The organism is Caulobacter sp. P4_E5 (assembly GCF_056401555.1).
Genome location: NZ_JBFUJD010000061.1, coordinates 1 through 25703 on the forward strand (window position 1 = coordinate 1; position 25703 = coordinate 25703).

Below are 25703 nucleotides of genomic sequence, written 5' to 3' on the forward strand. Positions count from 1 at the left end.
AGCTCGACCGGCCTCGACACCCACCTGACCTTCGTCGGCAAGCTGCAAGACAGCCTGGAAGCCGGCGTCGGCAACCTGGTGGACGCCGACCTGGCCAAGGAAAGCGCTCGCCTGCAATCGCTGCAGACCAAGCAGCAGCTGGGCATCCAGGCGCTGTCGATCGCGAACCAGTCTTCGTCGTCGATCCTGAGCCTGTTCCGCTAAGCAGAAACGTCTTCGCGGTCGCGTATGGCCCCGAAACGACTAGGGGCGGACCTTCGGGTCCGCCCCTTTTTCGTGGTCTAGGTTCCGTCCCCGATTGACCGACTGCAGGGCTGAGAGAAATCAGAGCTCTAAACCCTCGTCATCCCGGTTCTACGCGCTGCGCGCTTCGGCCGGGATGACGAGGGAAAGGGCATTGTTCTATGAGGACGGATCCTAGACCAAACCCGGCCCTTCGATCTTCAGCACCGGCGTAAAGGCCGGTCGGCGCTGCGGTAGGTCGATGATCAGCCCCCCCGCTTCGCGGCGGAAGGGCAGGGGATCGGTCCCGCCCAGCAGGGTCACGCGCCGGACCTCGCCGGGCGCGCGCCCGTTCGCCAGGCTCTCGATCGTCAGCGACCCTTCCGGCCAGGCCATCGGCAGGGCGTAGAGCGCGCCGGCCTTGGTGGTGAAGCGGATGTCGGTCGCCACGAACGGCTTGGCGCCGCCCTCGTTCATCATCCCTTCGACCAGCTTGGTCGGGCCCTCGCCGAACACTCGCCAGGGCCGGGTGGCGTAGATCGCCTCGCCGTTGACCGCGATCCAGCCGCCCATGTCGGCCAGGATCTTCTCTTCCTTGTCGTCGATCGTGCCGTCGCCGCGCATCGGGACGGACAGCAGCAGGCAGCCGTTCTTGCTGACCACGTCCAGCAGCCGCTGGATCACGTCGCGGCCCGACTTGTAGCCGTTCCGCTCGTAGAGGGGCCGGCTGTAGTGCCACTCGCCGATGCAGGTGTCGGTCTGCCAAGGCTCGTCGCGCAGGCGGTCAGAGAAGCCGCGCTCGACATCCTCGACGATGCCGCGCCGCTGGAGCGGCGAGAGCTTCTTGCCGGTGACCACCACGTCGGTGCGGCCCAGGCGCTGGACCGCGGTGTTGTAATAGTGCGCCGTCGCCTCCAGCCCCGCCCAGCCCAGCGGCAGGGTGGTGTTGTCGAAATAGACCAGGTCGGGCCTGTAGCGGTCGGCCAGGTCGTTTTGGCGCAACAGCCAGTTTCGGACGAAGGCCGGGTTCATGGGTGGCGGGTTCTCGTCCCACTCGCCGCTATGTTTTTCGTGCCAGGCCTTGGCCTCCTCGGCGCTGGTGATCCCGTCGGGGATGACGATGTTTCGGCCGGTATAGAGCGCCTGCGGATCCAGGCCCTGCCACCACTGGCCCTTGCCGTCCGCCTTGGTCAGCCGGAAGGCGTCGTAGCGCTGACCCTTGCGCGGGCCCTCGGCGTCGTAGCCATAGGCCGTCTGCCACCAGTGCCAGGCGTGGGCGCTGTGATTGGAGACCCCGAACCTGAGGCCGTGGGCGCGAGCGACCTTGGCCCAGGTCCCGACAATGTCGCGCTTGGGGCCCACGCGCGTGGTGTTCCAGGCGTGGTGGCGGCTGTCGAACATGTCGAGGTTGTCGTGGTGGTTGGCCATCGACATGAAGTATTTCGCGCCGGCGGCGACATACTTCTTCATCAGGGCGTCGGGATCCCAGTTCTGGGCCTTCCAGCGCGGAATGAACTGCATGAAGCCGAAGTCAGCCGGATGGCCGTAGGTCTTCAGGTGATGCTCATAGACCCGGTTGCCCTGGATATACATCTGCCGGGCGTACCAGTCGCCGAACTCGGGCACGCACTGCGGGCCCCAGTGCGACCAGATGCCGAGCTTGGCGTCCCGGAACCAGTCGGGAACCTTGTAGCCGGCCGCCAGGGACTCCCAGTTCGGCTGGAACGGGCCTTTCGCGGTGGCCAGGGCGGGGGTGGCGGTCAGGGCCGCGCCGGCGGCCATCAGGTCGCGTCGTGAGAAGGTCATGGAAAGCTCGCTACTTCGCCGGGGTCAGGCGTACGACGCCGCCGCCGCTGGGGGCGAGCGTCAGGGTGAGGGTCTGCGGAGCGCCGACCGTTTGGGTTCGGGTCTTCAGGGCGGTGGGTTCGGGCCCGTCCTCGCGGATCTCGGCCTGGAAGCGGCCGGCGCCGAGGAAGGCCAGCGGGACCTTCACGGTCTGGCCCGCCTCGTTGGTCATGGCCCCGACCCACCATTCGGCCCCCTTGCGGCGGGCGATGACGATCGACTGGCCGATCTCGCCCGACAGCACCCGGGTCTCGTCCCAGGTGGTCGGGATGGCGCTGACGAAGTCCAGCCCGGCGGGCGAGGCGGCGTAGGTCAGGGGACTGTCCGAGACCATCGACAGCGGACTGTCATAGACCACGTACATGGCCAGGGCCTGGCCGCGCGTGGTCTGGACCGTCGGCAGGACGAACTGGTTCTTGAACTGCGCCGGCCGCACGTTCTTGAAGCCGCCCGGCGTGTAGTCCATCGGCCCCAGTAGCATTCGGGTGAAGGGCAGGGTGACGTTGTGGGTGGCGGTCACCCGCCGGCTCCACTTGTTGTACTCGGCCCCCATCACGCCTTCCTGGGTGACGAAGTGCGGATAGGTGCGGGTCAGGCCGGTCGGGCGATAGGCGCCGTGCAGGTCGACCATCAGCCGGTGCTGGCCGGCCTTGGTCAGCAGACGGTGGTAGAAGTCGACGATCTGCTGGTCGTCGCGGTCCATGAAGTCGACCTTAATCCCCTTGACGCCCCAGGCCTCGTAGGCCGCCAGCGCCTCGTCCATCTGGGCGTCCAGGGCCTTCCAGTGGACCCAAACCATGATCCCCACACCCTTGTCGCGGCCGTAGGCGACCAGGTCCTGGACGTTGATGGCCGGGATGGCGCGGATGACGTCCGTGCCCGGAAGAATTGTCGGCGCCTGGCCCGAGCCGACGTACCAGCCGTCGTCGATCAGCATGTATTCCAGCTTGTTGGCGGCGGCGAAGTCGATGAAGCGCTTCATCGTCGCGTCGTTCATGCCGCCGCCATCAGCGACACCTTCGACCTTGGAGCCGTTCCACCAGTCCCAGGCCGCCTTGCCGGGCTTGATCCAGCTGGTGTCGGTCAGGGTGGTCGGCGGGTTCAGGCTGGTGATCAGGTTCGACGAGACCAGGTCTCCCGGCGTGTCGCCGACCATCACCACGCGCCAGGACGAGACGGTGTCGGTCCCGATCCGGCTCAGCACGGCCTTGGACGGATCATCCAGGCGCGGCGACAGCTGGGCTTGCAGGCCCAGGCCCCCGTCGCCGCGACCGGTCAAGTAAAGGCCGGCCCAGTTCTTCAGGTCGGCCTCGGCCAGGGCGAAGGCCGTTCCCTTGGCCGTCTGGCAGACCACCGGCAGCTCGTAAAGCGCCGCGGCGCGGAAGCTGCTGGCCTTGATCGGGTCGTACTCGCCCTCGTGCGAGGTGCCGAAGCGGCCAAGGTTCAGCGCCCAGCAGCTGTCGTCGCCCGCGAAGTCGAATCGCGTCTCCTCGCCTCGCACCGCCACGCCGGCGAGTTTGGCCTGATCCGGCAGGACGTAGCGGAAGGCGACGCCGTCATCATAGGCGCGGGCGATCACCTTCAGCCGGCGCTGCAGCCCGCCCGTCTCCAGAAATTCCACCGTGGTTTCGCCAAAGCGGTCGCGCACGGTCCGGGTCTTTCCGGCCACCAGCTCGTAGGTCTGGTCGACGGTCCGGGTCGTGGCCCCGACGATCGTGACTCCGCGCGACAGCGTCCCGCCCTTGTCCAGCACGAGGCCCAGGGGCGAGGGCGCGATCAAGGTCTGGCCCTTGAACTTCAAGGTGAAGCTGGCCTGGCCATCGGCGTCCGACAGGCGGATTTCGGTCTGTCCATTCGGTGAGGTCACGGCCTGTTCGGCGGCCATGGCGGAGGCCGCCGCGCCGCCGAGCAGGGCACTCGCTGTCAGCGCTGTCAAAAACCTCGAGAGCCGCATCATTAGGAGTTCCCAACCCGACTTTGTTCTGAGTATTTGTCATACAAACTAGGCGGCCTATGGATCGCCGTCCAGGGGTATGACAACGTTGTCCACGCGGCGCGTGGCCGTCGAACGAGAAGAGTTGGGGAGTAATGAACACCAGGACCCTCTGCGTCGCCCTGTTGGCGTCGACCTTTCTGGCGAGCGCAACCGTGGCCGCCGAAAGCCCGCAAGCGGCCGCTCACGCCGCCCAGTGGCCGACGGCCAAAAGCCAGGGCCTGGTCGATCCGGCCACCGAGGCCTTCGTCGACGGCCTGCTGGCCAAGCTGACGATCGAGGAGAAGGTCGGCCAGGTCATCCAGGCCGACATCAGCCAGATCAAGCCCGAGGACCTGAAGACCTATCCGCTGGGTTCGATCCTGGGCGGCGGCAGCTCGCCGCCGATCGGCGCGCCCGACCGCTCGCCGCAGAAACCTTGGGTCGACACCGCCCGCGCCTTCCGCGAGGGCGCGGCCCAGCGCCAGGGCGGCACGCCCATTCCGCTGATGTTCGGCATGGACGCGGTGCACGGCAACAACAACGTCGTCGGCGCGACCCTCTTCCCGCACAACATCGCCCTGGGCGCGGCGCGCGATCCCGAGCTGATCCGCCGCATCGGCAAGGCCACGGCGCTGGAGACCTCGGCCGCGGGCTTCGACTGGGCGTTCGGCCCGACCCTGGCCGTGCCGCGCGACGACCGCTGGGGTCGGACCTATGAGGGCTATTCGGAAGACCCGGCCATCGTCCGCGCCTATGCCGGCCAGATGATCCTGGGCCTGCAGGGCGCCGTGTCCCAGGGAGGAGTCATCCAGCAGGGCCATGTCGCCGCCAGCGCCAAGCACTTCCTGGGCGACGGCGGCACCGAGAACGGCCACGACCAGGGCGACACCAAGGTCACGGAAGGTGAGCTGATCCGCCTGCACGCCCAGGGCTATGTGCCGGCCATCAACGCCGGGACCCTGACCATCATGGCCTCCTTCAACAGCTGGAACGGGACCAAGATGCACGGCAATAAGAGCCTGCTGACCGACGTGCTGAAGGGCAAGATGGGCTTCGACGGCTTCGTGGTCGGCGACTGGAACGGCCACGGCCAGGTGACGGGCTGCAAGCCCACCGACTGCCCGCAGTCGCTCAATGCCGGCCTCGACATGTTCATGGCCCCGGACAGCTGGAAGGCGCTCTTCGCCAACACCCTGGCCGAGGTGAAGTCGGGCGTGATCCCGATGGCCCGGCTCGACGACGCGGTCCGCCGCATCCTGCGGGTGAAGGCCAAGATGGGCCTGTTCCAGGCCGCGCGTCCCTACGAGGGCCGCGAGGGCGTGATCGGCGCTCCCGAGCACCGCGCCGTCGCCCGCGAGGCGGTGCGCAAGTCGCTGGTGCTGCTGAAGAACAACGGCGTCCTGCCGGTGAAGGCCAGCGCGAACGTGCTGGTCGCCGGCTCGGGCGCCGACGACATCGGCAAGCAATCGGGCGGCTGGACCCTGTCGTGGCAGGGCACGGGCAACACCAATGCCGACTTCCCCAACGCCGAGTCGATCTGGTCGGGCGTGAAGACCGCGGTCGAGGCCGGCGGCGGCAAGGCGATCCTGGCGGTGGACGGCGCGTTCAGCGCCAAGCCGGACGTCGCCATCGTCGTGTTCGGTGAAAATCCGTATGCGGAAGGTGTCGGCGATCTCAAGACCACGCTGGAGTACCAGCCGGGCGCCAAGACCGACCTGGTCTTGCTCAAGAGCCTGAAGGCCAAGGGCGTGCCGGTGGTGGCGGTGTTCCTCAGCGGCCGTCCGCTGTGGGTCAATCCCGAGCTCAACGCCTCGGACGCCTTCGTCGCCGCCTGGCTGCCAGGCTCGGAAGGCGGCGGCATCGCCGACGTGCTGATCGGCGACAAGGCGGGCAAGCCGCGCCACGACTTCCACGGCAAGCTGTCGTTCAGCTGGCCCAAGACGGCGGCCCAATTCACCCTGAACAAGGGCGACCCAAGCACTGGCAAGGGGACCTATGACCCGCTGTTCGCCTATGGCTACGGCCTGACCTACGCCAAGCCGGGCGCCAAGCTCGGAAAGCTGTCCGAGATCTCTGGTGTCAAGCCGGTGGCCGACAACGCCGTGAACTACTTCGTCGGCGGCAAGACCCCGCCGCCGTTCGAGTTCCGGGCCTCACCGAGCACGGCGGTGCAACTGGCGTCCGTCGACGCCGGCGGGGTGCAGGAGGCCGGCCGTCAGGTCACCTTCTCGGGCGACAAGCCGGGCAAGCTGTCGATCGTCGGCGACAAGCCGCTGGATCTGTCGTTCCAGACCAACGCCGACATGGCGCTGAGTTTCGAGTACCGCCTGGACACGGCGGCCGCCAAGCCGGTGACCCTGGCGATCGGCGCGGGCCGCCTGGACGTCACGCCACCGCCCGGGACGCCGACCGGCCAGTGGGCCAGCGTCAAGATCCCGCTGAAGTGCTTCCAGGCCGCCGGAACCGACGTCACCAAGGTGGTCGCCCCGTTCGAACTGGCCACGGCCGGGACGTTCCAGGTGTCGATCGCCAATGTGAAGCTGACGGCGGATCCGGCCGGGGCGGTGTGCCCGGCCAAGGCTCAGTAGACCTTAGTTAAACCCGACCTCCCCGGCGAAGGCCGGGGTCCAGATCATAAGGCTGAGCGGGTCCGAACGGGTCCAACGCTCAGGCTGAATCTGGATCCCGGCCTTCGCCGGGAAGGTCGGGTGAAGATGTGGAAGGAAAGACCCATGCGGCTGAAAGCTCTCGTCCTGGCCACCGCGCTGGGCCTTTCTCAGCAAGCCGTCGCCGGTCCGCTGGCCTCGGTGTTCAGCGACCACGTGGTGCTGCAGCGCGACCAGCCGATCCGGGTGTGGGGCCAGGCCGCGCCGAGTGCGCCCGTCGCGATCGACCTGTCCGGCGCCGCCGCGACCGCCACGGCCGACGCGCAAGGCCGCTGGAGCGCCGTGCTGCCGGCCCGCCCCGGCGGCGGTCCGGCCCTGACCCTGACCGTGCAGGCAGGCGGTCAAAGCCAGGTCGTCTCGGATTTGCTGATGGGCGACGTCTGGCTGTGCTCGGGCCAGTCGAACATGGAATATCCGCTGCGCCGCGCGCTGGCGGGCGACGGCGAGGTGGCCAGCGCCACCGACGCCAACATCCGCCTGCTGCAGACCGGCAAGATCAGCAAGCCCACGCCCCAGACCGATCTGCCGGCCGGCGTCGTCTGGAAGGTCTCGACGCCCCAGACCTCGGCCGAATTCAGCGCCGCCTGCTTCTTCATGGGTCGGGAGCTGCGCAAGACCACCCAGGTCCCGATCGGCCTGATCGACGCCACCTGGGGCGGCTCGGTGATCCAGGACTGGATCAGCCGCGAGGGCCTGACCGCCCTGAAGACCTATGACGAGGGTCTGGCGGTGCTCGACGACTATGCCCGCGATCCGGCGCTGGGCCCGCCCCGGTGGGCCGCGATGCTGGACCGCTGGGCGGCCGCCAAGCTCCCGAACGCCAAGGACTGGGGCCGTCCCGACCTCGACGACCGGGCTTGGAAGACTTTGCCGATGGAGCACTTCTGGGAGGACGCCACGCCCGATCTGGCCGGCTTCGACGGCACGGTCTGGCTGCGGACCGAACTCACCCTGACCAAGGCCCAGGCCGCCCAGGGCGCGACCCTGGCCCTGGGGCCGGTCGACGACATGGACACCACCTTCGTCAACGGCCGCGAGATCGGCTCGACCGAGGGCTGGGACACGCCCCGAAACTACCGTCTCGCGCCGGGCGCCCTGAAGGCCGGTCGCAACGTCATCGCCCTGCGCGTCATCGACGCTGGCGGCGGCGGCGGCGCCTGGGGCAAGGCGGCGCAGAAGGGGCTTACGTTCGAGGACGGAAGCTTCGTCCCGCTCTCCGGAACCTGGCGCTACAAGGTCGCCGCGCCGCTGTCCGCCACCGCCCTGCCGCCGCACGCGCCATGGATGGGCGCCAGCGGCCTCTCGACCCTGCGCAACGGCATGATCGCGCCGCTGGTACCGTTCGGGGTCAAGGGCTTCGCCTGGTACCAAGGCGAGGCCAATGTCACCGAGGCCCCCGAATACGCCCGCCTGATGCCGGCCCTGATCGCCGATTGGCGCAAGGCTTTTGCAGCCGAGCCCTTCCTGTTGGTGCAGCTGGCCGCCTTCGGGAACCAGACCTCGACCCCCGGCAAGTCCGACTGGGCCGCCCTGCGCGACGTCCAGCGCCGGACGGCGGCGGCCGATCCCAAGGTCGGCATGGCCTCGGCCGTCGACATCGGCTCGCCCTACGACATCCATCCGGCCGACAAGCTGCGGGTCGGCCAGCGCCTGGCCCTGCTGGCCCGCAAGCTGGCCTATGGCGAGACGGGCCTGGTCGCCTCGGGCCCGGCGCCGCTTTCGGCTCGGGGCGATGGCGCGAGCGTGGTGGTGACCCTGGACCAGCCGTTGGTGGTCTATGGCGCGGCCCGACCAGCCGGCTTCGAGCTGTGCGACGAGGCCGGCTGCCGCTTCGTCGACGCCACGGTGGAGGGCGCGACCGCGCGGCTGGCGGTTCCGACGGGCATGACGCCGACCAAGGTCCGCTACGCCTGGGCCGACAGCCCGATCATGAACCTGTTCGGGACCACGGGCCTGCCGGCGACGCCGTTCGAGCTCGAGATCAAATAGCACCCAACCCGTGTCATCCCGGAAAGCGCGAAGCGCTTGTCCGGGACCCAGGGTCGGCGCACTGCGGTTGCCCTGGTTCCCGGCTCTCCGCTGCGCTGCGGCCGGGATGACACGTTTTTGGGGCGTTCCTCACTATTCGTGGTTACCCCGCCGTTAACCAGCAACCCTTTGTTGGCGCTGCCCATTTGGCTCCTCTGAAGGAGCTGTTCGGTGCAGTGCGACAAGCGTCAGGCGTGGATCGATCTGTGGGAGGCCGTGTTCGGCGAACCGCCTCCGATCGAGGCGGACACGGACCTGACGGCGCGCATCCTCGTCGATCATCTGCCGGCCGCGCCGCCCTACGAGGTGAGGCCGTTCCGTTCCGGCGGCGAAACCGACGAGCCGGCCGCCGAACCTAGGTCCCGAACTGGGTGAACGGCACACGGTTGAAGAACTCGCGCTCGGCGCCGCGCGGGTCGTCCTCCATCCGCGAGGTGTTGTCGAACACCATCGTCTGGCGACGGGGCAGGGTGTAGGGCTCCCACTTGGGCAAGGACCCGCCGTTCGGGTCGCCAGCGCGGGCGAAGGCGATGAAGGCGTCGCTCATCGTGTTCGACATCGCCACCGACTCCGGTCCGGTCCCGACGATCGAGCCCTTGGCGTCCAGCGTGCCGAACACCAGGCCGATATCGATCGTGTGCGGCGCGCCGAAGATCCCGCCGTCCTTGGGCGACCTCCAATTGACCTGGTAGGCGTAGGCCGGGGCCCTGGCCTTGGCCCGTTCCTCGTCCTGGATGATCGCCGCCTTCCACGAGCGGCCGGCCGTCGAGGCGGCGAAATAGACGTCCGCCGGCGAATAGTGCGGATAGGTCTGGCGGTAGAAGGCCACGACCGTTTCAGGGTCGATGTCGATGCGCGCGTTGAACTGGCCGGGCAGCTTGGCGATCACCTGATCCCAGGTCATGTCGAACGCCTTGGCGTCCCAGCCGATGAAGCCGCGGGTCTCGTCGTGGGTGTTGCCGCACATCATCGGCACGGACAGGCCCTCGGGGGCGGCGTCGGGGAAGAACGGGTGGCGGGTCAGGCTGCGCTGGTCCAGCACCGGGCCCATATAGACCCCGCCCGACCCGGCGACCGGATCGACCGCCTTCAGCCCGTCCAGCATCTGCTCGGCGGGCATGGCGCGCAGGGCGGCCAGGTCCTTCACGCCGATCTTCTCCAGGAACAGCTTGGCGCGCTTGGTGGCGTTGAACGGGCCGCCTGCGGTGACCTGCTGGCCGCTCATGGTCGCGGCGCGGTGGAACAGACCCTTGGCGGCCGGCATGGCCATCAGGGTGGCGATCTTGGCGCCGCCGCCCGACTGGCCGAACAGCATCACCCGCTCCGGATCGCCGCCGAAGCGGGCGATGTTGTCCCGCACCCATTGCAGGGCCAGGACGAGGTCMAGCTGGCCGGCGTTGCCGCTGTCGGCCACGCTGGGATCGTTGAACAGCCGGGCGAGGTAGAGATAGCCGAAGGCGTTCAGGCGGTGGTTCACGGTGACCACCACCACGTCGCCGCGCTTGGCCAGCTTGGTCCCCTCGTACCAGGGGTGGCCGCCCGAGCCGCCGTTATAGGCGCCGCCGTGGATGTAGAACATCACCGGTCGCTTGCCGCCGTCCGCGTGGCCGGCCTTCTTGCTGGGCTTTGCCGGGGTCCAAACATTGAGAAACAGGCAGTCCTCGGCGAGGGTCTCGCCTTCCTCGCCCTTGCCCTGCTGCATCGAGGCCGGGCCATAGGCCAGGGCGTCCTTGATGTCGGTCCAGGGCTCGGGCTTGACCGGGGCCATGAAGCGTCGCGCCCCGCCGGTGTCGGCCCCGTAGCGCAGGCCCTTGAAGACACTGACCTCGCCATCCAGATAGCCGCGCACCTTGCCGTTGGTGGTGGTCACGACCGGCGAGCGCGTTTCGGCCGCGTAGCCGACCACGGGCAGGGCGGCATAGGCCACCAGCGCGGCGGCGCCGGTGATCAGGGTGCGGCGGGCCATGTTCGGGGGAGTTTGGGAATGGACGTCCATGGCGGTTCCTCCGGCGCTCCTTAGAGGCGAGCTTGCCGGAAGGGGTAGCATGGGTGACACCGGTGGCAATCCATTTGTTGGGCGCCTCAGCGACGCGCGGACGGGACGATGCCCGGCACGCTAGCGATCCGTTCCGCCAGGAAATCGGCGAGCAGCCTGACCCGCGTCACGCCCGACCGCTCGGGAGCGATCAGCATGCTGAGCGGCACAGCGGGCAGGGCATAGTCGGTCAGGATCGGCTCGATCCGTCCGGATGCGACCAGATCGTCGACCAGCCATTGATGGGCCGGCGCGATCCCGCGCCCGGCCGCCAGCGCCTCGCGGACCGCTAGGCCGTGATCGACGCGAAAGCGGCCGCCGAACGGGACTTGGCGGTGATCGCCCGTGGGGCCTTCCAACGCGAGAACGTCGCTGCCGGCGATGTTCGTCATTCTGAGGCCTTCGTGGCCGACGAGGTCGGCTGGCGTGGCGGGCGTGCCTCGGGCCGCCAGGTACTCTGGCGACGCCACCAGCATTCGCCGGGAGACGCCTAGCGGTCGCAGCTTCATGACGCTGTCCGTCAGTGGCCCTAGGCGGATGGCGATGTCGATCCCTTCGCGCACCAGGTCGATGCGCTCGTCGATCAGGCTGAGATCGACGTCGACGTCGGGGTAGCGGTCCTGGAAGGCGAAGATCAGCCGGCTGACGTGCAGTACGCCGAAGGCTGCCGTGCACGAGATACGGACTGTCCCAGCGGGCGCGCCGCGCGTCGAGCGCGCCTCGTCCCCGGCCTGCTCGACCAGCCGCAGGATCTGCACGCAGTGGGCGTAGTAGCCGCTTCCCTCCTCGGTGAGCGAGACCCGGCGGGTGGAGCGGCTGAGCAGAGGGGCGCCGACCGCGGCCTCGAGCTCGTTGAGGTGGCGGGTGRCGGTCGATTGGCCCACGCCCAACTCCCGCGCCACGGCCGAGAGGTTCCCGCGTTCGACGACGCGGACGAAGGTGCGCATGCGCTCCAGGCTGACGTCGGGCCTATCCATTTTCCGGAAGAGTACTATCCGCTCCTTCGATCTACCGGAATAGCTATCAGGCCTTCATCTGGGTGGATATCGTCAAACCACTCGGGAGCCATCCATGAAAGTCCTGCTCGTCTTCGCCCATCCCGAGCCGCGCTCGCTGAACGGCGCCTTGAAGGAGGTCGCCGTCCAGGAACTTCGCGCGCAGGGGCACGAGGTCCGGGTGACCGACCTCTATGCCGAAGGCTGGAAATCGCAGGTCGACCGCGCCGACTTTCCGGCCTGGCCTGCGGACGAGCGCCTCGCGGTCGCCGCCGCCTCGAAGGCCGCCTTCGCCGCCGGGACCCTGACGCCGGACGTGGCCGGAGAGATCGAAAAGCTCCTGTGGGCCGACGCGCTGATCCTGGAGTTTCCGTTGTGGTGGTACGGTATGCCGGCGATCCTCAAGGGTTGGGTCGACCGTGTATACGCCTACGGTTTCGCCTATGGCGTGGGCGAGCACAGCGACAAGCGGTGGGGCGACCGCTTCGGCGAGGGGACGCTCGCCGGCAAGCGCGCCATGCTGGTCGTGACGGCGGGCGGCTGGGAAGAGCACTATTCGGCGCGCGGCGTGAACGGCCCGATCGAGGACCTGCTGTTCCCGATCAATCACGGCGTGCTGTACTATCCCGGCTACGACGTGCTGCCGCCGTTCGTGGCGTATCGCGTCGATCGCTTCGACCAGGCCGATTTCGTGGTGGCGGCGGAGGCGCTGCGCGCGCGCATGCGGACGCTGTTCGATGTCAACCCGATCGCCTATCGGCGGCAGAACGGCGGCGACTATCTCATTCCGTCCATGCAGCTGAAGCCCGGGCTGGAAGCGCCCGGAGCCTCGAGCTTCGCGCTGCATGTCGATCCGCGTGCGGGCGAAGCGGAGGCCAGGCCCGCCGCCTAGGTGACCCCCCGCACCGCCGCCGCGTGCTCGGTGATCACGGCCATGGTCGAGGCGTCGGTGTCGAACACGCCGTACAGGCCCTGTTCCTCCTGGGGCGGATCGCCGACGAAGCTCTTGTCGCCGGCCGCGAACCAGGCGTCGGGGTGCTGGGCGCGGCCTTCGCCGTTCCAGGCCCAGAAGTTGGTGCCGGCGATCGGGCCGCCGACCTTCATGTCGTCCAGGGCCAGGCCGTAGATCGTCCGGTAGAAGCGGTCCTTGTCGGCCGTCGCCGAGCCGGGGGCGAAGCCGCGGCTCTCGCGGATCAGGCCGAACTCCTCGATGACCAGCGGCTTGTTCAGCTGTTTGGCCAGGGCGATGTGGCGGGCGACGTAGTCGCGGCAGCGGGCCTCGCCGGCGGCGTAGGTCTCCGGCTGTTTCTTGGGATCGATCCAGCCCCAGTTGTTGGGCCAGATGTGCAGGGTCAGGTAGTCGATCGTGGCCGGCTTGTGGGCCTCGACCACGCAGGCCTCGCTCTGCAGGCAGCCCATGTCGCCCTCGCTGCCGGTGCTGACCAGATGCTTGGGGTCCAGGGTCTTGATGATGGTCGAAGTCTCACTGATCCAGTGGTGGTAGATCGGCAGGTTCTTGGCCCCGAACGCCGCGCTTCCGGCCGGGCGCGGCTCGTTGGCCAGCTGCCAGGCCATGATGGTCGGATCGTCGCGATAGGCCTTGCCGGTGACGGTGTTGACCCGGCCGACAAGGCCCAGCAGGTAGCGGCGGAACAGGGCGTTGGCCCTGGCGTCGCCATAGAAGCGGGCGGAATAGTCGGCGAATTCCGGCCACGGATGATTGGGGTCGCCCTGCTGGAACCACGGGCCATTGCCGGCCCAGTTCAGGTAGGCCGGCATGCCGCCCGACCAGTCCCAGAAGTTGTTGACGTAGATCACCGCCTTCATGTCCCGCGCCGCCATCTCGGCCAGCAGGACGTCGAGGCCCTTCAGCAGATCCTGGCTGTAGACGCCGGGCTCTTCCTGGAAGGTGGGCGACACGGCGGCCTTGGCCGGCGAGCGCTCACCCGCGCCAAGGACGCGTAGGTTGGTGACGCCCATGGCCTTCAGCCGGTCCAGTTCGCGCTTCAGCCGCGCGTGGTCGCCGGTGGCCCCGGGCGAGCCCAGCCACGCTCCGTACCAGAGGTTCGCGCCAGCGAAGCGGTAGGGTTTGCCGTCCAGCGCCAGCCGGCCGTTCTTGACCTGCACGAAGCCCTTCGGCGGCGCGACGGGCTTCTTGGAAGCGCCCAGGGCGGGAAGGGCAAGCAGGCTGGCGGCTGAGCCGCCCAATATCGAGCGTCTGGTGACCATGGTCCGGCGTTTCCCCGTGAAAGTCTTATTTTCCCCGGAGCCTAGATGAGCGCACGCCAGGGTGGAAGGCGACTAAATAAAGATGATGGAATAAACGGCCTCAGCGTGACGTGGCATGGGCGACGGTCCAGTCGACGATCGTGCTCAGGGCCGAGGGGGCGATGGTCTCCTCGATGGCGGCGTATTCCGCCGGCGCGCCGGTGCGGGCGGTCTGGAAGAGATGGTTCAGTCCGGGCAACGTCAGGATGGTCGCGTCGCGATTGGCGGCCAGGGCGGCCTTGATCACCGGCAGGTTCACCGCCGCCGAAACCTGGGTGTCCTTGGCGCCGTTGACGGCCAGGACGGGGGCGCGGACCTGGGCCAAGGCCTTGGCGGGGTCCAGCCTCAGAAACGCGCGATACCAAGTCGAGTTGATCAGGGTGATCAGGCCCTCGGCGGCCTGCGGATTCGACCCTTCGGCAAGGGCCTTGACCAGTTGCGGCTTGGCCTTGGCCTGGTCGGGTTCGGCCAGGACGATGGCGTTGGCCGCCTCGATACGCCGAGCCTGCTGGCTGGCCGTCGCTTCGTCGGCGCCCGAGGCGACATAGATGTCGTGATATTGCAAAGGCAGCAGCTGATCGCCGCGCACGCCCGTGCCGGCCATCAGCACGACGAAGGCGATGCGCGGATCCTTGGCGGCCGCGAGCGGCGCGACGAGGCCGCCTTCGCTGTGACCGATCAATCCGACCCGACCGGGATCGATGTCCTTGCGGCCGCGAAGATAGGCCACGCCGGCCGCGACGTCGGTGGCGAAGTCGGCGGTGGTCGCCTTGGCGATGTCACCGGCTTGGGAGCCGCCGACGCCGCGGTCGTCGACGCGCAGCACCGCCACGCCGCGCCGGGTCAGGGCGTCGGCCAAGACCAGGAATGGCTTGTGGTCGAACAGGGTCTCGTCGCGGTCCTGTGGGCCAGAACCCGTGATCAGCAGGGCGACCGGAAACGGTCCCGGACCCGGCGGCAGGGTCAGGGTTCCGGCCAGGGTCAGGCCGGAGGCCGGGTTCGCGTAGGAGACCTCCTCCGCGCGATAGGGGAACGGCGGCTGAGGCGTCTGGGGGCGCTTTGCCGCCACGACGGGGCGCGGCGTGCGCTCCAGCAGCAGCGGCAGACGCCCGCCGTTCTGCGCCCACTGGCCCGAAATCGACTTGCCGTCGGCGGCGACCTTGCCCGCGAAGCTGGCGACGGGCGCAGTCAGGGTGACGGTCAGCTGGTCGCCGGCCAAGGTCGCGGTCGCTTTCAAGCCGGCGACCTTCTGGGCTGGGCTGTCGACGCTGGCGACGCCATCGGGCTGGAGGTGGAAGACCAGCGGCAGCTTCACGCCCGCGTCCAAGGTTCCGTACCAGTCGCCGGCGATCGGCGCGAGCTGGGCCATCGCGACGGCGGGCGCCAGCAAGGCCGCGGCGAAGGCCGCGCGAGGCAGGAAACGCATGTGGTTTGGACTCCCCGAAATCGAGGGAAGCTTACGCCTTGCGCGCGGAAATTGTGAAGCCTTTGCGTCGCTTCCTACAGGTTCAGCAACGCCGGATCGCCGCCCTGGGCGGTGATGTTGACGCTGACCGCCCGCTCGACCGCGAAGCGCAGCAGGGCGTGGGGGCCACCCGCCTTGGGGCCGGTGCCGGACAGGCCCTCGCCGCCGAACGGCTGGACGCCGACCACGGCGCCGGTCATCGAGCGGTTGACGTAGCAGTTGCCAGCCGGGACCAGGCGCTGGACGTCGGCCGCGAACCGCTCGATCCGCGAGTGGACGCCCAGGGTCAATCCATAGCGGCGCGCGGCCAGGGCGCCGGCGACGTCTTCCAAGGCCTCGGGCTTGTAGCGGATCACGTGCAGCACCGGGCCGAACACCTCGCGCTCCAGGAAGTCGGCGGCGGGGATCTCGGCCAGAACCGGGGCGAAGAAGGTCCCGCCGGCGGGCGCGGTCAGGGCGTGCAGCACCTTGGCCTCGTGCTTGAGGCGCTGGTGGTGCTTGTCCAGCGCCTGGCGGGCCTCGGTGTCGATCACCGGGCCGACGTCGGTGACGGCCAGGGCCGGGTCGCCCAGGACGAGGGCGTCCATTGCGCCCTTCAGACCGTCGATGATGTGGTCGGCGGTGTCTTCGGGCAGGAACAGCAGGCGCAGGGCCGAGCAGCGCTGGCCGGCTGAACCGAAAGCACTGACGATGACGTCGTCGATCACCTGCTCGCGCTGGGCGGTGGTGTCGACGAACATGCCGTTGAGGCCGCCGGTCTCGGCGATGAACGGCACGATCGGGCCCTGCCTTTGGGCCAAGGTCTGGTTGATCCGCCAGGCGGTGTCGGTGCCGCCGGTGAAGGCCACGCCGTCCAGGCCCTCGTGGGCGGTCAGGGCCGCGCCGACCGTCTCGCCGCGACCCGGCAGCAGGGCCAGCAGGCGCGGGTCCAGGCCGGCGGCGTGATACAGCTTCACGGCCTCAAAGGCGATCAGCGGCGTCTGCTCGGCCGGCTTGGCCAGCACGGCATTGCCGGCGGCCAGGGCCGCGGCGACCTGGCCGGTGAAGATGGCCAGCGGGAAGTTCCACGGGCTGATGCAGACAAAGACGCCGCGCCCGGCCAGGCGCAGGACGTTGGTCTCGCCGACGGGGCCCTTGAGCAGCTCGCCGTCGCCGAACTGGTCCTCGGCCAGCACCGCGTAGTAGCGACAGAAGTCGACCGCCTCGCGGACCTCGGCGATGGCGTCCGACAGGGTCTTGCCGGCCTCGCGGGCCAGGATGGCGATCAGGCGGTCTATATTGGCCTCGAGCGCGTCACCCATGGCGCGCAGCACCTTGGCGCGGGCCAGGCCGCCGGCCTGGTCCCACGCGGGTTGCGCGGCGCGGGCCAGGCGGAAGGCTTCGTCGATCCGCGGGATCTGGGCTTCCGAGACCGCGCCGACCACCTTGGCCTCGTTGGCCGGGGCGACCACCGGCAGCGGCGGGCCGCCGGCCGCGACCTTGCCGCCGACCAGCGGGCCGGCCGACAGGGTGACGCCGTCCAGCGCCGCGACGGCCGCTTCCAGGCGCTGGCGATCGGCCTTCACCGACAGGTCGAGGCCGGCGCTGTTGCGGCGACGCGGGCCATAGACCTCGATCGGGGTCGGAATCTTGGCGTGGCGGTCGGGATGGGCCTCGACGGTGTCGATCGGGTCGGTGACCACCTTCTCGACCGGCACCCGCTCGTCCAGCAGGGCGTGGACGAACGATGTGTTGGCGCCGTTCTCCAGCAGGCGGCGAACCAGATAGGGCAGCAAGTCCTCGTGGCCGCCGACGGGGGCATAGGCCCGCAGGGTGATGCCGTCATAGAGGTCGTCGGCCGCCTTGTAGAGCGCCTCGCCCATGCCGTGCAGGCGCTGGTGCTCGATGCGGACGCTGGCGTTCTTGGCCATGCGGACCACGGCCGCCAGGGTGTGGGCGTTGTGGGTGGCGAACTGGGCGTAGAGGTGCGGCGCGGCCGCGATCAGCGCCTTGGCGTTGACCAGGTACGACAGGTCGGTGGCCGGCTTGGTCGTATAGACCGGATAGTCCGGGCGGCCGGCGACCTGGGCGCGCTTGATCTCGCTGTCCCAGTAGGCGCCCTTGACCAGGCGGACCATCAGACGACGGCCGGTCTTCTTCGACAGGGCCTCCAGGCGGGCGATCACCTCGCCGCAGCGCTTCTGATAGGCCTGGACGGCCAGGCCCAGGCCTTGCCAGTCGCCGAGCTCCGGCTCGCGGCACAGGCGGTCCAGCAGCTTCAACGACAGCGCCAGGCGGTCGGCCTCCTCGGCGTCGATCGTGAAGTTCAGGTTGTGGCGCGCGGCGATCCTGGCCAGGCGCAGGGTGCGGGGATAGAGCTCCGCCCACACGCGGTCCTCGTGGGTGGCCTCGTAGCGCGGGCACAGGGCCGACAGCTTGACGGACACGCCGTGACCGGCTTCCGGGCCGGCGCCGTTCGACAGCTTGCCGACCGTCTCGATCGCGTCGGCATAGGACTTTTCATAGCGCTCGGCGTCGGCGGCGGTGCGGGCGCCTTCGCCCAGCATGTCGAAGCTGCACATGTCGCCGTCGGCGGCGGCGCGCTTGATGGCCGCCTCGATCGTCCGTCCTAGGACGAACTGCTCGCCCATGATGCGGATGGCCTGGCCGACGGCGGCGCGGATCACCGGCTCGCCCAAGCGGCCGGCCAGCTTCTTGACGAAGCCGGGCATGTCCTTCCTGGCCTCGTCGTCGGGCTCGACGATCTTGCCGGTCAGCATCAGACCCCAGGTCGAGGCGTTGACGAACAGGCTGTCGGAGCCGCCCAGGTGGCTGGCCCAGTCGGCCGATCCGATCTTCTCGGCGATCAGCTTGTCGCGGGTGTCGTCGTCGGGGGTGCGCAACAGGGCCTCGGCCAGGCACATCAAGGCCAGGCCCTCGCGGGTGCCCAGGCTGAACTCCTGCAGGAAGCTTTCGACCACGCCCTGCTTGCGGACGCTGCGGCGGGCGCCGCGGACCAGGGCCTCGGCCTCGGCGCGGACGGCGGCGCGGTCCTCGCTCGACAGGGGCTTGGCGGCCAGCAGATCGGCGATCACGGCGGCCTCGTCGCGATATTTGCCGTCGTCGAGGCTGTCCCAGTGGGCCAAGTCGGTCATGGTCGATCCTGTCGTTGGAATATCGTCGGTCTAACTTGCCTCAAGCCAAAAGTGCTTCGTTTGTTGCGCAGCAAGCCCGTATCTTCTTCGGGCAAAACGGCGAAAACGATCGTTCGCTCCAGCGCGACCGAGGCGCGCGGCGGAACGTGGGGAAGCATGCTCTGGAAGAGGGGAGGGAGGAAGGGACGCGTTCTGGGGGAGACGCTCGCGTCCCTTCCTCTCATCGCGACACCCTTTGGGGGAGGGGGTGGGCGTCGCGTCGGTTCCAACCTTCAGCGGCTGGCCGTGTCCATCAGCGCCTCTTGAGGAAGAGGGAGAAGCGCGGATGCGGCTGGAACGATCGAGGGTGTAACGCTAAGCTTTCCGAATGTGCTCCGTTTGTGAGCGCTACTTTTCGAAGCTTCTTCGGTGAAAGTCCGATATGGCCATTTCCGCTCTAGATGACACCGATCGCCGCCTCCTGAAGGTGCTTCAGGTCGACGGCCGCATCACCAACGCCGAGCTGGCCAAGCGCTGCAACCTGTCGCCGGCCGCCACCTTCGACCGCGTCCGACGCCTGCGCGAGCGGGGCTACATCACCGGCTACGTGGCGCTGCTGGACCCGGCCAAGGTCGACCGCGCCCTGCTGATCTTCGTCGAGGTGGTGCTGGACCGCACGACCGGCGAGGTGTTCGAGGACTTCGCCGCCGCCGTGCGCCGCGCGCCCGAGATCCTGGAATGCCACATGGTGGCCGGCGGTTTCGACTATCTGATCAAGGCCCGGGTGCGTGACATGGAGGCCTATCGCGGTTTCCTGGGCGACATCCTCGTGAAGATGCCCGGCGTGCGCGAGACCCGGACCTATGCGGTGCTGGAAGAGGTCAAGAGCACGGTGCAGCTGCCGCTGTAGGCGGCGCCGAGCGCCCCCTCCGGCCCTCCGGGCCACCTCCCCCGCTGCGCAGGGGAGGAGGAAAACCCTTCCTCACCCGTGAAACGGGGGAGGTGGCGCGAGGCGGATACGCCTCGTGACGGAGGGGGCGTCCCGGCCTCAGCCCTTCTCCCGCCCCCGAAACGCCGCCACCTTGGCCCTATTCCCGCAGGCGCTCATCGAGCACCAGCGGCGGTCGCCCTTGCGCGAGGCGTCCAGGAACAGGATCGCGCAGACCGGCCCCTGGCACTGGCGGATGCGGCTCGCTTCCGGCCCGCCCAGCAGCTCGATCGCCTCGCGCGCCACGCCGGCCAACAACGCGTGCGCGCCGCCGGTCCAGTGGCGGTCGCCCGAGGTGTCCAGCCAGGGCGCGGCGGCGGGCTGGGCGGCGAGGGCGTTGAGGGCTTCCCGTGGTGCGTTCGGCAGGGCGCGGTCTTCGGCGCGGGCCAGGGCCAGGGCGTAGAGCGTCTCGCGAAGCGCACGCGCGGCCGAAAGATCTTCGGCGGAAGACCCCGCCGCGCCATCGGCCAGGCCCGCCGCGACCAGCCAGCGGTCGAGGTCGCCAGGCGTCGTCAGGGCGTCGCGGTGATTGCCGCTGACCCGCCCGGTCAGGGTGGCCGGCAGGTCCAGGGGCAGGCGACCGCCCCGGAAGCGGAAGCCGTCTCGAGTCTCTTGCGGTTGGGGTGTCACGAAACGCTCGTCTGAAACCAGGTTGACAGGTTAGCCGCGTTCGCCCAGCTTGCACCAGTAACCTATCAAGCAAGTTACATAGGATGTGAGATGCGAAAGACGATGATGGTCCTCGCCCTGGTGGCGGCGAGCGCGGGGGCGGCCCAGGCGGCGGATTTTCCGCTGGCCGGGACCTGGACCCTGACGGCGGCCGACCGGATCACCCCGGCCGGCGTGCGCGAGCACGACTATGGCGCCGCGCCCAAGGGCCGGCTGATCGTCGACGCGGCCGGCCGCTACAGCCTGCAAATCTTCAAGAGCGAGCGCACGGGTTTCGCCTCGGGCGACAAGAAGCGCGGCACGGCCGAGGAATATGCCGACGCCGCCCTGGGCTCCTCGACCCACTACGGGACGATCGCCATCGACGAGGCCGCTCACCAGCTGCTGTTCAAGATCGACGGCGCCTCGTTCAAGAACTGGGAAGGGACGACGCAGCGGCGGAGCTATGAGCTGAAGGGCGACGCGCTGAGCTGGAAGGTGCCCACGGCGCCGGACGGCAACACGCCGATCTCGGAATGGAAGCGGGAGCGGTAGGACGTCGGTCACCCCTCTCCCCTTGCGGGAGAGGGTGGCCCGCGAAGCGGGTCGGGTGAGGGGTTGAAGAACAGATTCGCCGCAGCGGCGGTGGGGGCCGGACGCCAAGCCGACAGGGCTATCAACCCCTCATCCGTCGGCTTCGCCGCCACCTTCTCCCGCAAGGGGAGAAGGAGACCGAGCGCCCAACGCCATCGCCCAGAAGGGGTGGAAGGGCGGCTCCAGGGATGGGGGGAGGAGCGCGCCCTTCCGTTCGCGGCCATCGGGGGGGGATGATGGACAGCGAACCGCCCCGGCTCGCGCCGGGGAGCTCTGGATTGCCTAGGCCGCGGGCGCGCCGCCGCCGAGGGTCTTGTAGAGGGTGACGAGGTTGGTCGCCCGAGCCAGGCGCGCGGTGATCAGGCCTTGTTGGGCCGTGTACAGGGTGCGCTGGGAATCGAGCAGAGTCAGGGCGCTGTCGAGGCCGGCGTCGCGACGCTGTTGCGACAGGCGCTGGCTGTCGGTGGCGGCCGTGACCAGGCGCTCCTGGGCGGCGACGCGGTCGGCGACCGTGGCGCGCACCGACAGGGCGTCGGAGACCTCGCGGAACGCCGTCTGCACCGTCTTCTCATAGGTCGCCACGGCGATGTCGCGGCTGGCCTTGGCGCTGTCCAGGCCGGCGACATTGGCGCCGCCCGCGAAGATCGGCAGGCTGATCTGGGGCACGAAGCTCCAGACGCCGGTGCCGTTCTTGAACAGGCCGTCCAGGTCGCCGCTGGCCGAGCCGGTCGAGCCGGTCAGGCTGATGCGCGGGAAGAAGGCCGCGCGGGCCGCGCCGATATTGGCGTTGGCGCCTTGCAGCTGGTGCTCGGCGGCCAGCACGTCGGGACGACGAACCAGCACGTCCGACGGCAAGCCCGCCGGCAGGTCGGCCAGGATCTGGGCGCTCTCCAGCTTGCCCGAAGGCAGCAACTCGGCCGGCACGTCGCCGCCGGTCAGCAGGGTCAGGGCGTTGCGGTCCTGGGCGACCTGGGCGGTGAACACCGCCATGTCCGAGCGCGCGGTCTCGGCCAGGGTCTGGGCGTTGCGCAGGTCCATCAGCGAACCGACCCCGCCGTCGACCTGCTGCTGGATCAGGCGCAGCGACTCCTCGCGGGTCCGCAGGGTGTCCTGGGCCAGGGTCAGGCGGTCCTGGTCGGCGGCCAGGCTCAGCCAGGCGTTGGCCGTCTCGGCGATCAGGCTGGTGCGGACCGAGCGCGCGGTCTCCCGCTCGGCCAGATAGTTCTGCAGGGCCGTGGCRTTCAGGCTGCGGACGCGGCCGAACAGGTCCAGCTCATAGGCGGTGAAGCCGACGGTGGCGCTGTAGACCTCGGTGTCGAAGCCCGTCCCGGTCTGCGAGGTCGAGGCCGGAGTGCGGCCGCGCTGCTCGCTGAGCACGCCGTTGATCCCCGGGAACAGGGCCGAACGCTGGATGCCGTACTGGGCGCGGGCCTTTTCGATGTTCAGCACCGCCACGCGCAGGTCGCGGTTCTGTTTCAGGGCCAGGTCGACCACGCCTTGCAGGCGCGTATCGACCAGCACTTGACGCCAGTCGAGGTCGGCGGCCGTGACCGAGCTGGCGGGCTCGAGCGCGGGGGTCGACCAGGTCTGGGACACCGGCAGGGCCGGGCGCTTGTAGTCCGGCGCCAGGGTGCAGGCGCTGACCGCCGTGGAGGCGAGCAGGATCAGGGTCAGGTTACGCAGCATCTCTAGTTCGCCTCCGGCGTGCTTTGGCCGACAGGGGCGGCCGCCGCGTCGTCGCGGTGCTTGTGCTTGGGTTTGAAGATCCGTTCGACCAGCACGAAGAACAGCGGGACGAAGAAGATCGCCAGCAGGGTCGCCGACAGCATGCCGCCGATCACGCCGGTGCCGATGGCGTGCTGGCTGCCCGAGCCCGCGCCGTTGGAGATGGCCAGGGGCAGCACGCCGAACACGAAGGCCAGCGAGGTCATGATGATCGGCCGCAGGCGGATGCGGACGGCCTCGACCGTGGCCTCGATCAGCCCCATGCCCTTCTCGTGCAGGTCCTTGGCGAACTCGACGATCAGGATGGCGTTCTTGGACGCCAGGCCCATGGTCGTCAGCAGGCCGACCTGGAAGTAGATGTCGTTGCTGAGGCCGCGCAGGGTGGTGGCCAGCAGGGCGCCGATGATGCCCAGCGGAATGACCATGATCACCGACAGCGGGATCGACCAGCTCTCATAGAGGGCCGCCAGCAGCAGGAACACGACCAGGATCGAGATGCCGTACAGGGCGGGGGCCTGGTTGCCGGACTCGCGTTCCTGGGCCGACAGGCCGGTCCATTCGAAGCCGATGCCGGGCGGCAGCTGGGCGGCGATCTTCTCCATCGCGGCCATGGCCTGGCCCGAGCTTTTGCCCGGCGCGGGCGAGCCCTGGATGTTGACCGACGACAGGCCGTTATAGCGCTCGAGGCGCGGCGAGCCGTAGATCCAGTGGCTGGTGGCGAAGGACGAGAACGGGGCCATCGTGCCGGTGCTGGTGCGGACGTACCAGTTGTTCAGATCCTCCGGCCGCATGCGGTAGGGCGCGTCGGCCTGGACATAAACCTTCTTGACCCGGCCGCGGTCGATGAAGTCGTTGACATAGGTCCCGCCCCACGCGGCGCTGAGCGCGGCGTTGATGTCGGCGGTGGTCAGGCCCATCGCCCCGGCCTTGGCCTGGTCGATGTCGATCTTCAGCTGCGGGGTGTCGTCCTGACCGTTGGGGCGGACGCCCGCGAGGGTCGGATCCTGGGCGGCCATGCCCAGCACCTGGTTGCGCGCGCCGACCAGGGCTTCGTGGCCGACGCCGCCGATGTCCTGCAGCTGGAAGTCGAAGCCCGACGAGGTGCCCAGTTCCGGCACGGCCGGCGGCACGATCGCGAAGACCATGGCGTCGCGGATCTGCATGAACTTGCCCATGGCCCGGCCGGCGACGGCCGGAGCCTTGAGGTTGGCGGCCTTGCGCTCGTCGAAGTCCCTCAGGCGGATGAAGGCCAGGCCGGCGTTCTGGCCGGCGCCGGCGAAGCTGAAGCCGGCGACGGTGAAGACGGCCTGCACGGCCTCCTTCTCGTCATTGAGGAAGTGGTTGCGCACGGTGTCGAGCACGGCCTGGGTGCGTTCTTCCGGCGCGCCGGGGGGCAGCTGGACGATGGTGAACATCGTCCCCTGGTCTTCGTCGGGCAGGAAGGCGCTGGGCAGGCGGATGAACAGGAAGCCCATGGCCAGCAGCACCACACCATAGGCCAGCATCCAGCGACCGCTCTTGCCGAGCAGGCCGCGGACCGTGCCTTGATAGCGGCCGCTGACATCGTCGAAGCTGCGGTTGAACCAGCCGAAGAAGCCGGTCTTGTGGGCCTTGTGGCCCTTCTCGACGGGCTTGAGCAGGGTGGCGCAGAGGGCGGGGGTCAGGATCAGGGCCACCAGCACCGACAGGGCCATGGCCGAGACGATGGTGATCGAGAACTGGCGGTAGATCACGCCCTGCGAGCCGCCGAAGAAGGCCATCGGCACGAACACCGCGGCCAGGACCAGCGCGATGCCGATCAGGGCGCCGGTGATCTCGTTCATCGACTTGCGGGTGGCCTCGACGGGCGAGAGGCCCTCCTCTTCCATCACGCGCTCGACGTTCTCGACCACGACGATGGCGTCGTCGACCAGCAGGCCGATGGCCAGCACCAGGCCGAACATGGTCAGGGTGTTGATCGAGTAGCCAAAGGCGGCCAGCACCCCGAAGGTGCCCAGCAACACCACCGGCACGGCGATGGTCGGGATCAGGGTGGCGCGCCAGTTCTGCAGGAACAGGAACATGACGATGAAGACCAGCACGATGGCTTCGAGCAGGGTCTTGACCACTTCCTCGATCGACAGCTTCACGAACGGTGTCGAGTCGTAGGGGATCACGTACTGGAAGCCGGGCGGGAACGTCTTGGACAGTTCCTCGACCCGCTTCTTGACGGCGTCGGCGGTGTTCAGGGCGTTGGCGCCGGGGGCCAGCTTGATGGCCAGGCCGGCGGCGGGCTTGCCGTTGTACTTGGCGCCGAAGCCGTAGCTTTCCGCGCCCAGCTCCACACGGGCCACGTCACGCAGGTGGACGATGGCGCCGCCGGGGCTGTTCCTGACGATGATGTCCTGGAACTCGGCCGGCGTGGTCAGGCGCGACTGGGCCGTGATCGTGGCGTTCAGGGCGGTGCCCGGCAGGTTGGGCACGCCGCCCAGCTGGCCGGCCGAGACCTGGGCGTTCTGGGCCCGGATCGCGGCGATCACGTCGGCGGGGGTCAGGTTGTAGCTGGTCAGCTGGGTGGGGTTCAGCCAGATGCGCATGGCGTATTGCGCGCCGAACAGCTGGACGTCGCCCACGCCGTCGACGCGGCTCAGGGGGTCTTGCAGGTTGCTGGCGATGTAGTCGGCCAGGTCGGTGTTGGTCGTCTTCGGATCGTTCGAATACATGCCGACGATCAGCAGGAAGTTCCGCGCCGACTTGGCGACGGTCAGGCCCTGCTGCTGCACTTCCTGCGGCAGGAGCGCGGTGGCCGTCTGCAGTTTGTTCTGCACCTGCACCTGGGCGATGTCGATATTGGTGCCGGCCTTGAAGGTCAGGGTGGTGGTGGCCGCGCCCGAGCTGTCACTGGTCGACGACATGTAGTCCAGGCCGTCCAGGCCCTTCATCTTCTGCTCGATGACCTGGGTGACGCTGTCCTCGACGGTCTTGGCCGAGGCGCCGGGATAGAAGGCGCTGACGGCGACCTGGGGCAGGGCGATGTCGGGATACTGGGCGATCGGCAGGCTGCGGATGGCCAGGGCCCCCGCCAGCATGATCACGATCGCGACGACCCACGCGAAGATGGGCCTGTCGATGAAGAAACGGGAAAGCATGACGGGCC

At 68.9% G+C, this 25703-nt stretch carries 17 protein-coding genes and 1 pseudogene; 7 read left to right on the top strand and 11 right to left on the bottom strand.

The genetic code is table 11. The features are described from left to right. Positions 1-204: flagellin (locus tag AC1DSO_RS17470; protein ID WP_477070033.1), on the top strand; the 204-nt coding region annotated here is incomplete at its 5' end. 213 nt (positions 205-417) lie between these two features. On the opposite strand, the gene AC1DSO_RS17475 is transcribed toward AC1DSO_RS17470, so the two are convergent. Both AC1DSO_RS17475 and AC1DSO_RS17480 read right to left on the bottom strand, forming a co-directional pair. Then, positions 418-2028, bottom strand: a complete 1611-nt coding sequence (locus tag AC1DSO_RS17475) for an alpha-L-fucosidase (protein WP_477070034.1) — start codon at positions 2026-2028, stop codon at positions 418-420. 10 nt (positions 2029-2038) lie between these two features. Then, positions 2039-4024, bottom strand: a complete 1986-nt coding sequence (locus AC1DSO_RS17480) for a glycoside hydrolase family 97 protein (protein WP_477070035.1) — start codon at positions 4022-4024, stop codon at positions 2039-2041. A gap of 131 nt (positions 4025-4155) precedes the next feature. Between AC1DSO_RS17480 and AC1DSO_RS17485 the strand changes: the two genes are divergently transcribed. Both AC1DSO_RS17485 and AC1DSO_RS17490 read left to right on the top strand, forming a co-directional pair. Beyond that, positions 4156-6630: a glycoside hydrolase family 3 N-terminal domain-containing protein gene (locus AC1DSO_RS17485; protein WP_477070036.1), complete on the top strand. Its 2475-nt coding sequence runs from the start codon at positions 4156-4158 to the stop codon at positions 6628-6630. Between the two features lie 144 nt (positions 6631-6774). Next, positions 6775-8697: a sialate O-acetylesterase family protein gene (locus tag AC1DSO_RS17490; RefSeq protein ID WP_477070037.1), complete on the top strand. Its 1923-nt coding sequence runs from the start codon at positions 6775-6777 to the stop codon at positions 8695-8697. A 9-nt stretch (positions 8698-8706) separates the two neighbouring features. Here the strand turns inward: AC1DSO_RS17490 and AC1DSO_RS17495 are convergent. Beyond that, a pseudogene (locus AC1DSO_RS17495) lies at positions 8707-8809 on the bottom strand (hypothetical protein); the annotation flags it as partial. 98 nt (positions 8810-8907) lie between these two features. On the opposite strand from AC1DSO_RS17495, the gene AC1DSO_RS17500 reads away from it, so the two are divergent. Continuing rightward, positions 8908-9111, top strand: a complete 204-nt coding sequence (locus AC1DSO_RS17500; protein WP_477070038.1) for a hypothetical protein — start codon at positions 8908-8910, stop codon at positions 9109-9111. On the opposite strand, the gene AC1DSO_RS17505 is transcribed toward AC1DSO_RS17500, so the two are convergent. Together AC1DSO_RS17505 and AC1DSO_RS17510 are read right to left on the bottom strand one after the other, a co-directional pair. After that, positions 9092-10702 carry a carboxylesterase/lipase family protein gene (locus AC1DSO_RS17505; protein WP_477070054.1) on the bottom strand — a complete coding sequence of 537 codons (1611 nt, stop codon included), beginning with the start codon at positions 10700-10702 and terminating at the stop codon, positions 9092-9094. The genes AC1DSO_RS17500 and AC1DSO_RS17505 overlap by 20 nt on opposite strands. Positions 10703-10818: 116 nt before the next feature. Then, complete coding sequence (locus AC1DSO_RS17510; RefSeq protein ID WP_477070039.1) at positions 10819-11748, bottom strand: LysR family transcriptional regulator; 930 nt, start codon at positions 11746-11748, stop codon at positions 10819-10821. Positions 11749-11842: 94 nt separating this feature from the next. On the opposite strand from AC1DSO_RS17510, the gene AC1DSO_RS17515 reads away from it, so the two are divergent. Continuing rightward, positions 11843-12658 carry an NAD(P)H-dependent oxidoreductase gene (locus tag AC1DSO_RS17515; protein WP_477070040.1) on the top strand — a complete coding sequence of 272 codons (816 nt, stop codon included), beginning with the start codon at positions 11843-11845 and terminating at the stop codon, positions 12656-12658. Here AC1DSO_RS17515 and AC1DSO_RS17520 read toward each other — a convergent pair. The 3 genes from AC1DSO_RS17520 to putA form a co-directional block, all read right to left on the bottom strand. Beyond that, positions 12655-13995, bottom strand: a complete 1341-nt coding sequence (locus AC1DSO_RS17520; RefSeq protein ID WP_477070041.1) for a glycoside hydrolase 5 family protein — start codon at positions 13993-13995, stop codon at positions 12655-12657. The two genes, AC1DSO_RS17515 and AC1DSO_RS17520, sit on opposite strands and share 4 nt — an antisense overlap. A 100-nt stretch (positions 13996-14095) precedes the next feature. Continuing rightward, complete coding sequence (locus AC1DSO_RS17525) at positions 14096-15460, bottom strand: alpha/beta hydrolase family protein (RefSeq protein WP_477070042.1); 1365 nt, start codon at positions 15458-15460, stop codon at positions 14096-14098. 74 nt (positions 15461-15534) lie between these two features. After that, positions 15535-18624: a bifunctional proline dehydrogenase/L-glutamate gamma-semialdehyde dehydrogenase PutA gene (gene putA, locus AC1DSO_RS17530; protein ID WP_477070055.1), complete on the bottom strand. Its 3090-nt coding sequence runs from the start codon at positions 18622-18624 to the stop codon at positions 15535-15537. 430 nt (positions 18625-19054) lie between these two features. Between putA and AC1DSO_RS17535 the strand changes: the two genes are divergently transcribed. Continuing rightward, the gene (locus AC1DSO_RS17535) at positions 19055-19522 is read left to right on the top strand and encodes an Lrp/AsnC ligand binding domain-containing protein (RefSeq protein WP_047407960.1); all 468 of its coding nucleotides are present in this window, start codon (positions 19055-19057) and stop codon (positions 19520-19522) included. A 138-nt stretch (positions 19523-19660) separates the two neighbouring features. Here the strand turns inward: AC1DSO_RS17535 and AC1DSO_RS17540 are convergent, their stop codons facing one another. Continuing rightward, positions 19661-20230 (bottom strand): CGNR zinc finger domain-containing protein, encoded by a 570-nt coding sequence (locus tag AC1DSO_RS17540; protein WP_477070043.1) that lies wholly within the window; start codon positions 20228-20230, stop codon positions 19661-19663. Positions 20231-20320: 90 nt separating this feature from the next. Here AC1DSO_RS17540 and AC1DSO_RS17545 point away from each other — a divergent pair, with 90 nt between their 5' ends. Then, positions 20321-20803 (top strand): lipocalin-like domain-containing protein, encoded by a 483-nt coding sequence (locus AC1DSO_RS17545; RefSeq protein WP_477070044.1) that lies wholly within the window; start codon positions 20321-20323, stop codon positions 20801-20803. A 321-nt stretch (positions 20804-21124) separates the two neighbouring features. On the opposite strand, the gene AC1DSO_RS17550 is transcribed toward AC1DSO_RS17545, so the two are convergent. Together AC1DSO_RS17550 and AC1DSO_RS17555 are read right to left on the bottom strand one after the other, a co-directional pair. Beyond that, positions 21125-22528 carry an efflux transporter outer membrane subunit gene (locus AC1DSO_RS17550; protein ID WP_477070045.1) on the bottom strand — a complete coding sequence of 468 codons (1404 nt, stop codon included), beginning with the start codon at positions 22526-22528 and terminating at the stop codon, positions 21125-21127. A 2-nt stretch (positions 22529-22530) separates the two neighbouring features. After that, the gene (locus AC1DSO_RS17555; RefSeq protein ID WP_477070046.1) at positions 22531-25695 is read right to left on the bottom strand and encodes an efflux RND transporter permease subunit; all 3165 of its coding nucleotides are present in this window, start codon (positions 25693-25695) and stop codon (positions 22531-22533) included. Positions 25696-25703: the final 8 nt, after the last annotated feature.

Bases quoted from the DNA above. Each gene is read 5' to 3' on its own strand.
- AC1DSO_RS17520 (WP_477070041.1), bottom strand. From the start codon at position 13,995: ATGGTCACCAGACGCTCGATATTGGGCGGCTCAGCCGCCAGCCTGCTT.
- AC1DSO_RS17525 (WP_477070042.1), bottom strand. From the start codon at position 15,460: ATGCGTTTCCTGCCTCGCGCGGCCTTCGCCGCGGCCTTGCTGGCGCCC.
- AC1DSO_RS17535 (WP_047407960.1), top strand. From the start codon at position 19,055: ATGGCCATTTCCGCTCTAGATGACACCGATCGCCGCCTCCTGAAGGTG.
- AC1DSO_RS17490 (WP_477070037.1), top strand. From the start codon at position 6,775: ATGCGGCTGAAAGCTCTCGTCCTGGCCACCGCGCTGGGCCTTTCTCAG.
- AC1DSO_RS17545 (WP_477070044.1), top strand. From the start codon at position 20,321: ATGCGAAAGACGATGATGGTCCTCGCCCTGGTGGCGGCGAGCGCGGGG.
- AC1DSO_RS17555 (WP_477070046.1), bottom strand. From the start codon at position 25,695: ATGCTTTCCCGTTTCTTCATCGACAGGCCCATCTTCGCGTGGGTCGTC.
- AC1DSO_RS17515 (WP_477070040.1), top strand. From the start codon at position 11,843: ATGAAAGTCCTGCTCGTCTTCGCCCATCCCGAGCCGCGCTCGCTGAAC.
- AC1DSO_RS17480 (WP_477070035.1), bottom strand. From the start codon at position 4,024: ATGATGCGGCTCTCGAGGTTTTTGACAGCGCTGACAGCGAGTGCCCTG.
- AC1DSO_RS17475 (WP_477070034.1), bottom strand. From the start codon at position 2,028: ATGACCTTCTCACGACGCGACCTGATGGCCGCCGGCGCGGCCCTGACC.
- AC1DSO_RS17485 (WP_477070036.1), top strand. From the start codon at position 4,156: ATGAACACCAGGACCCTCTGCGTCGCCCTGTTGGCGTCGACCTTTCTG.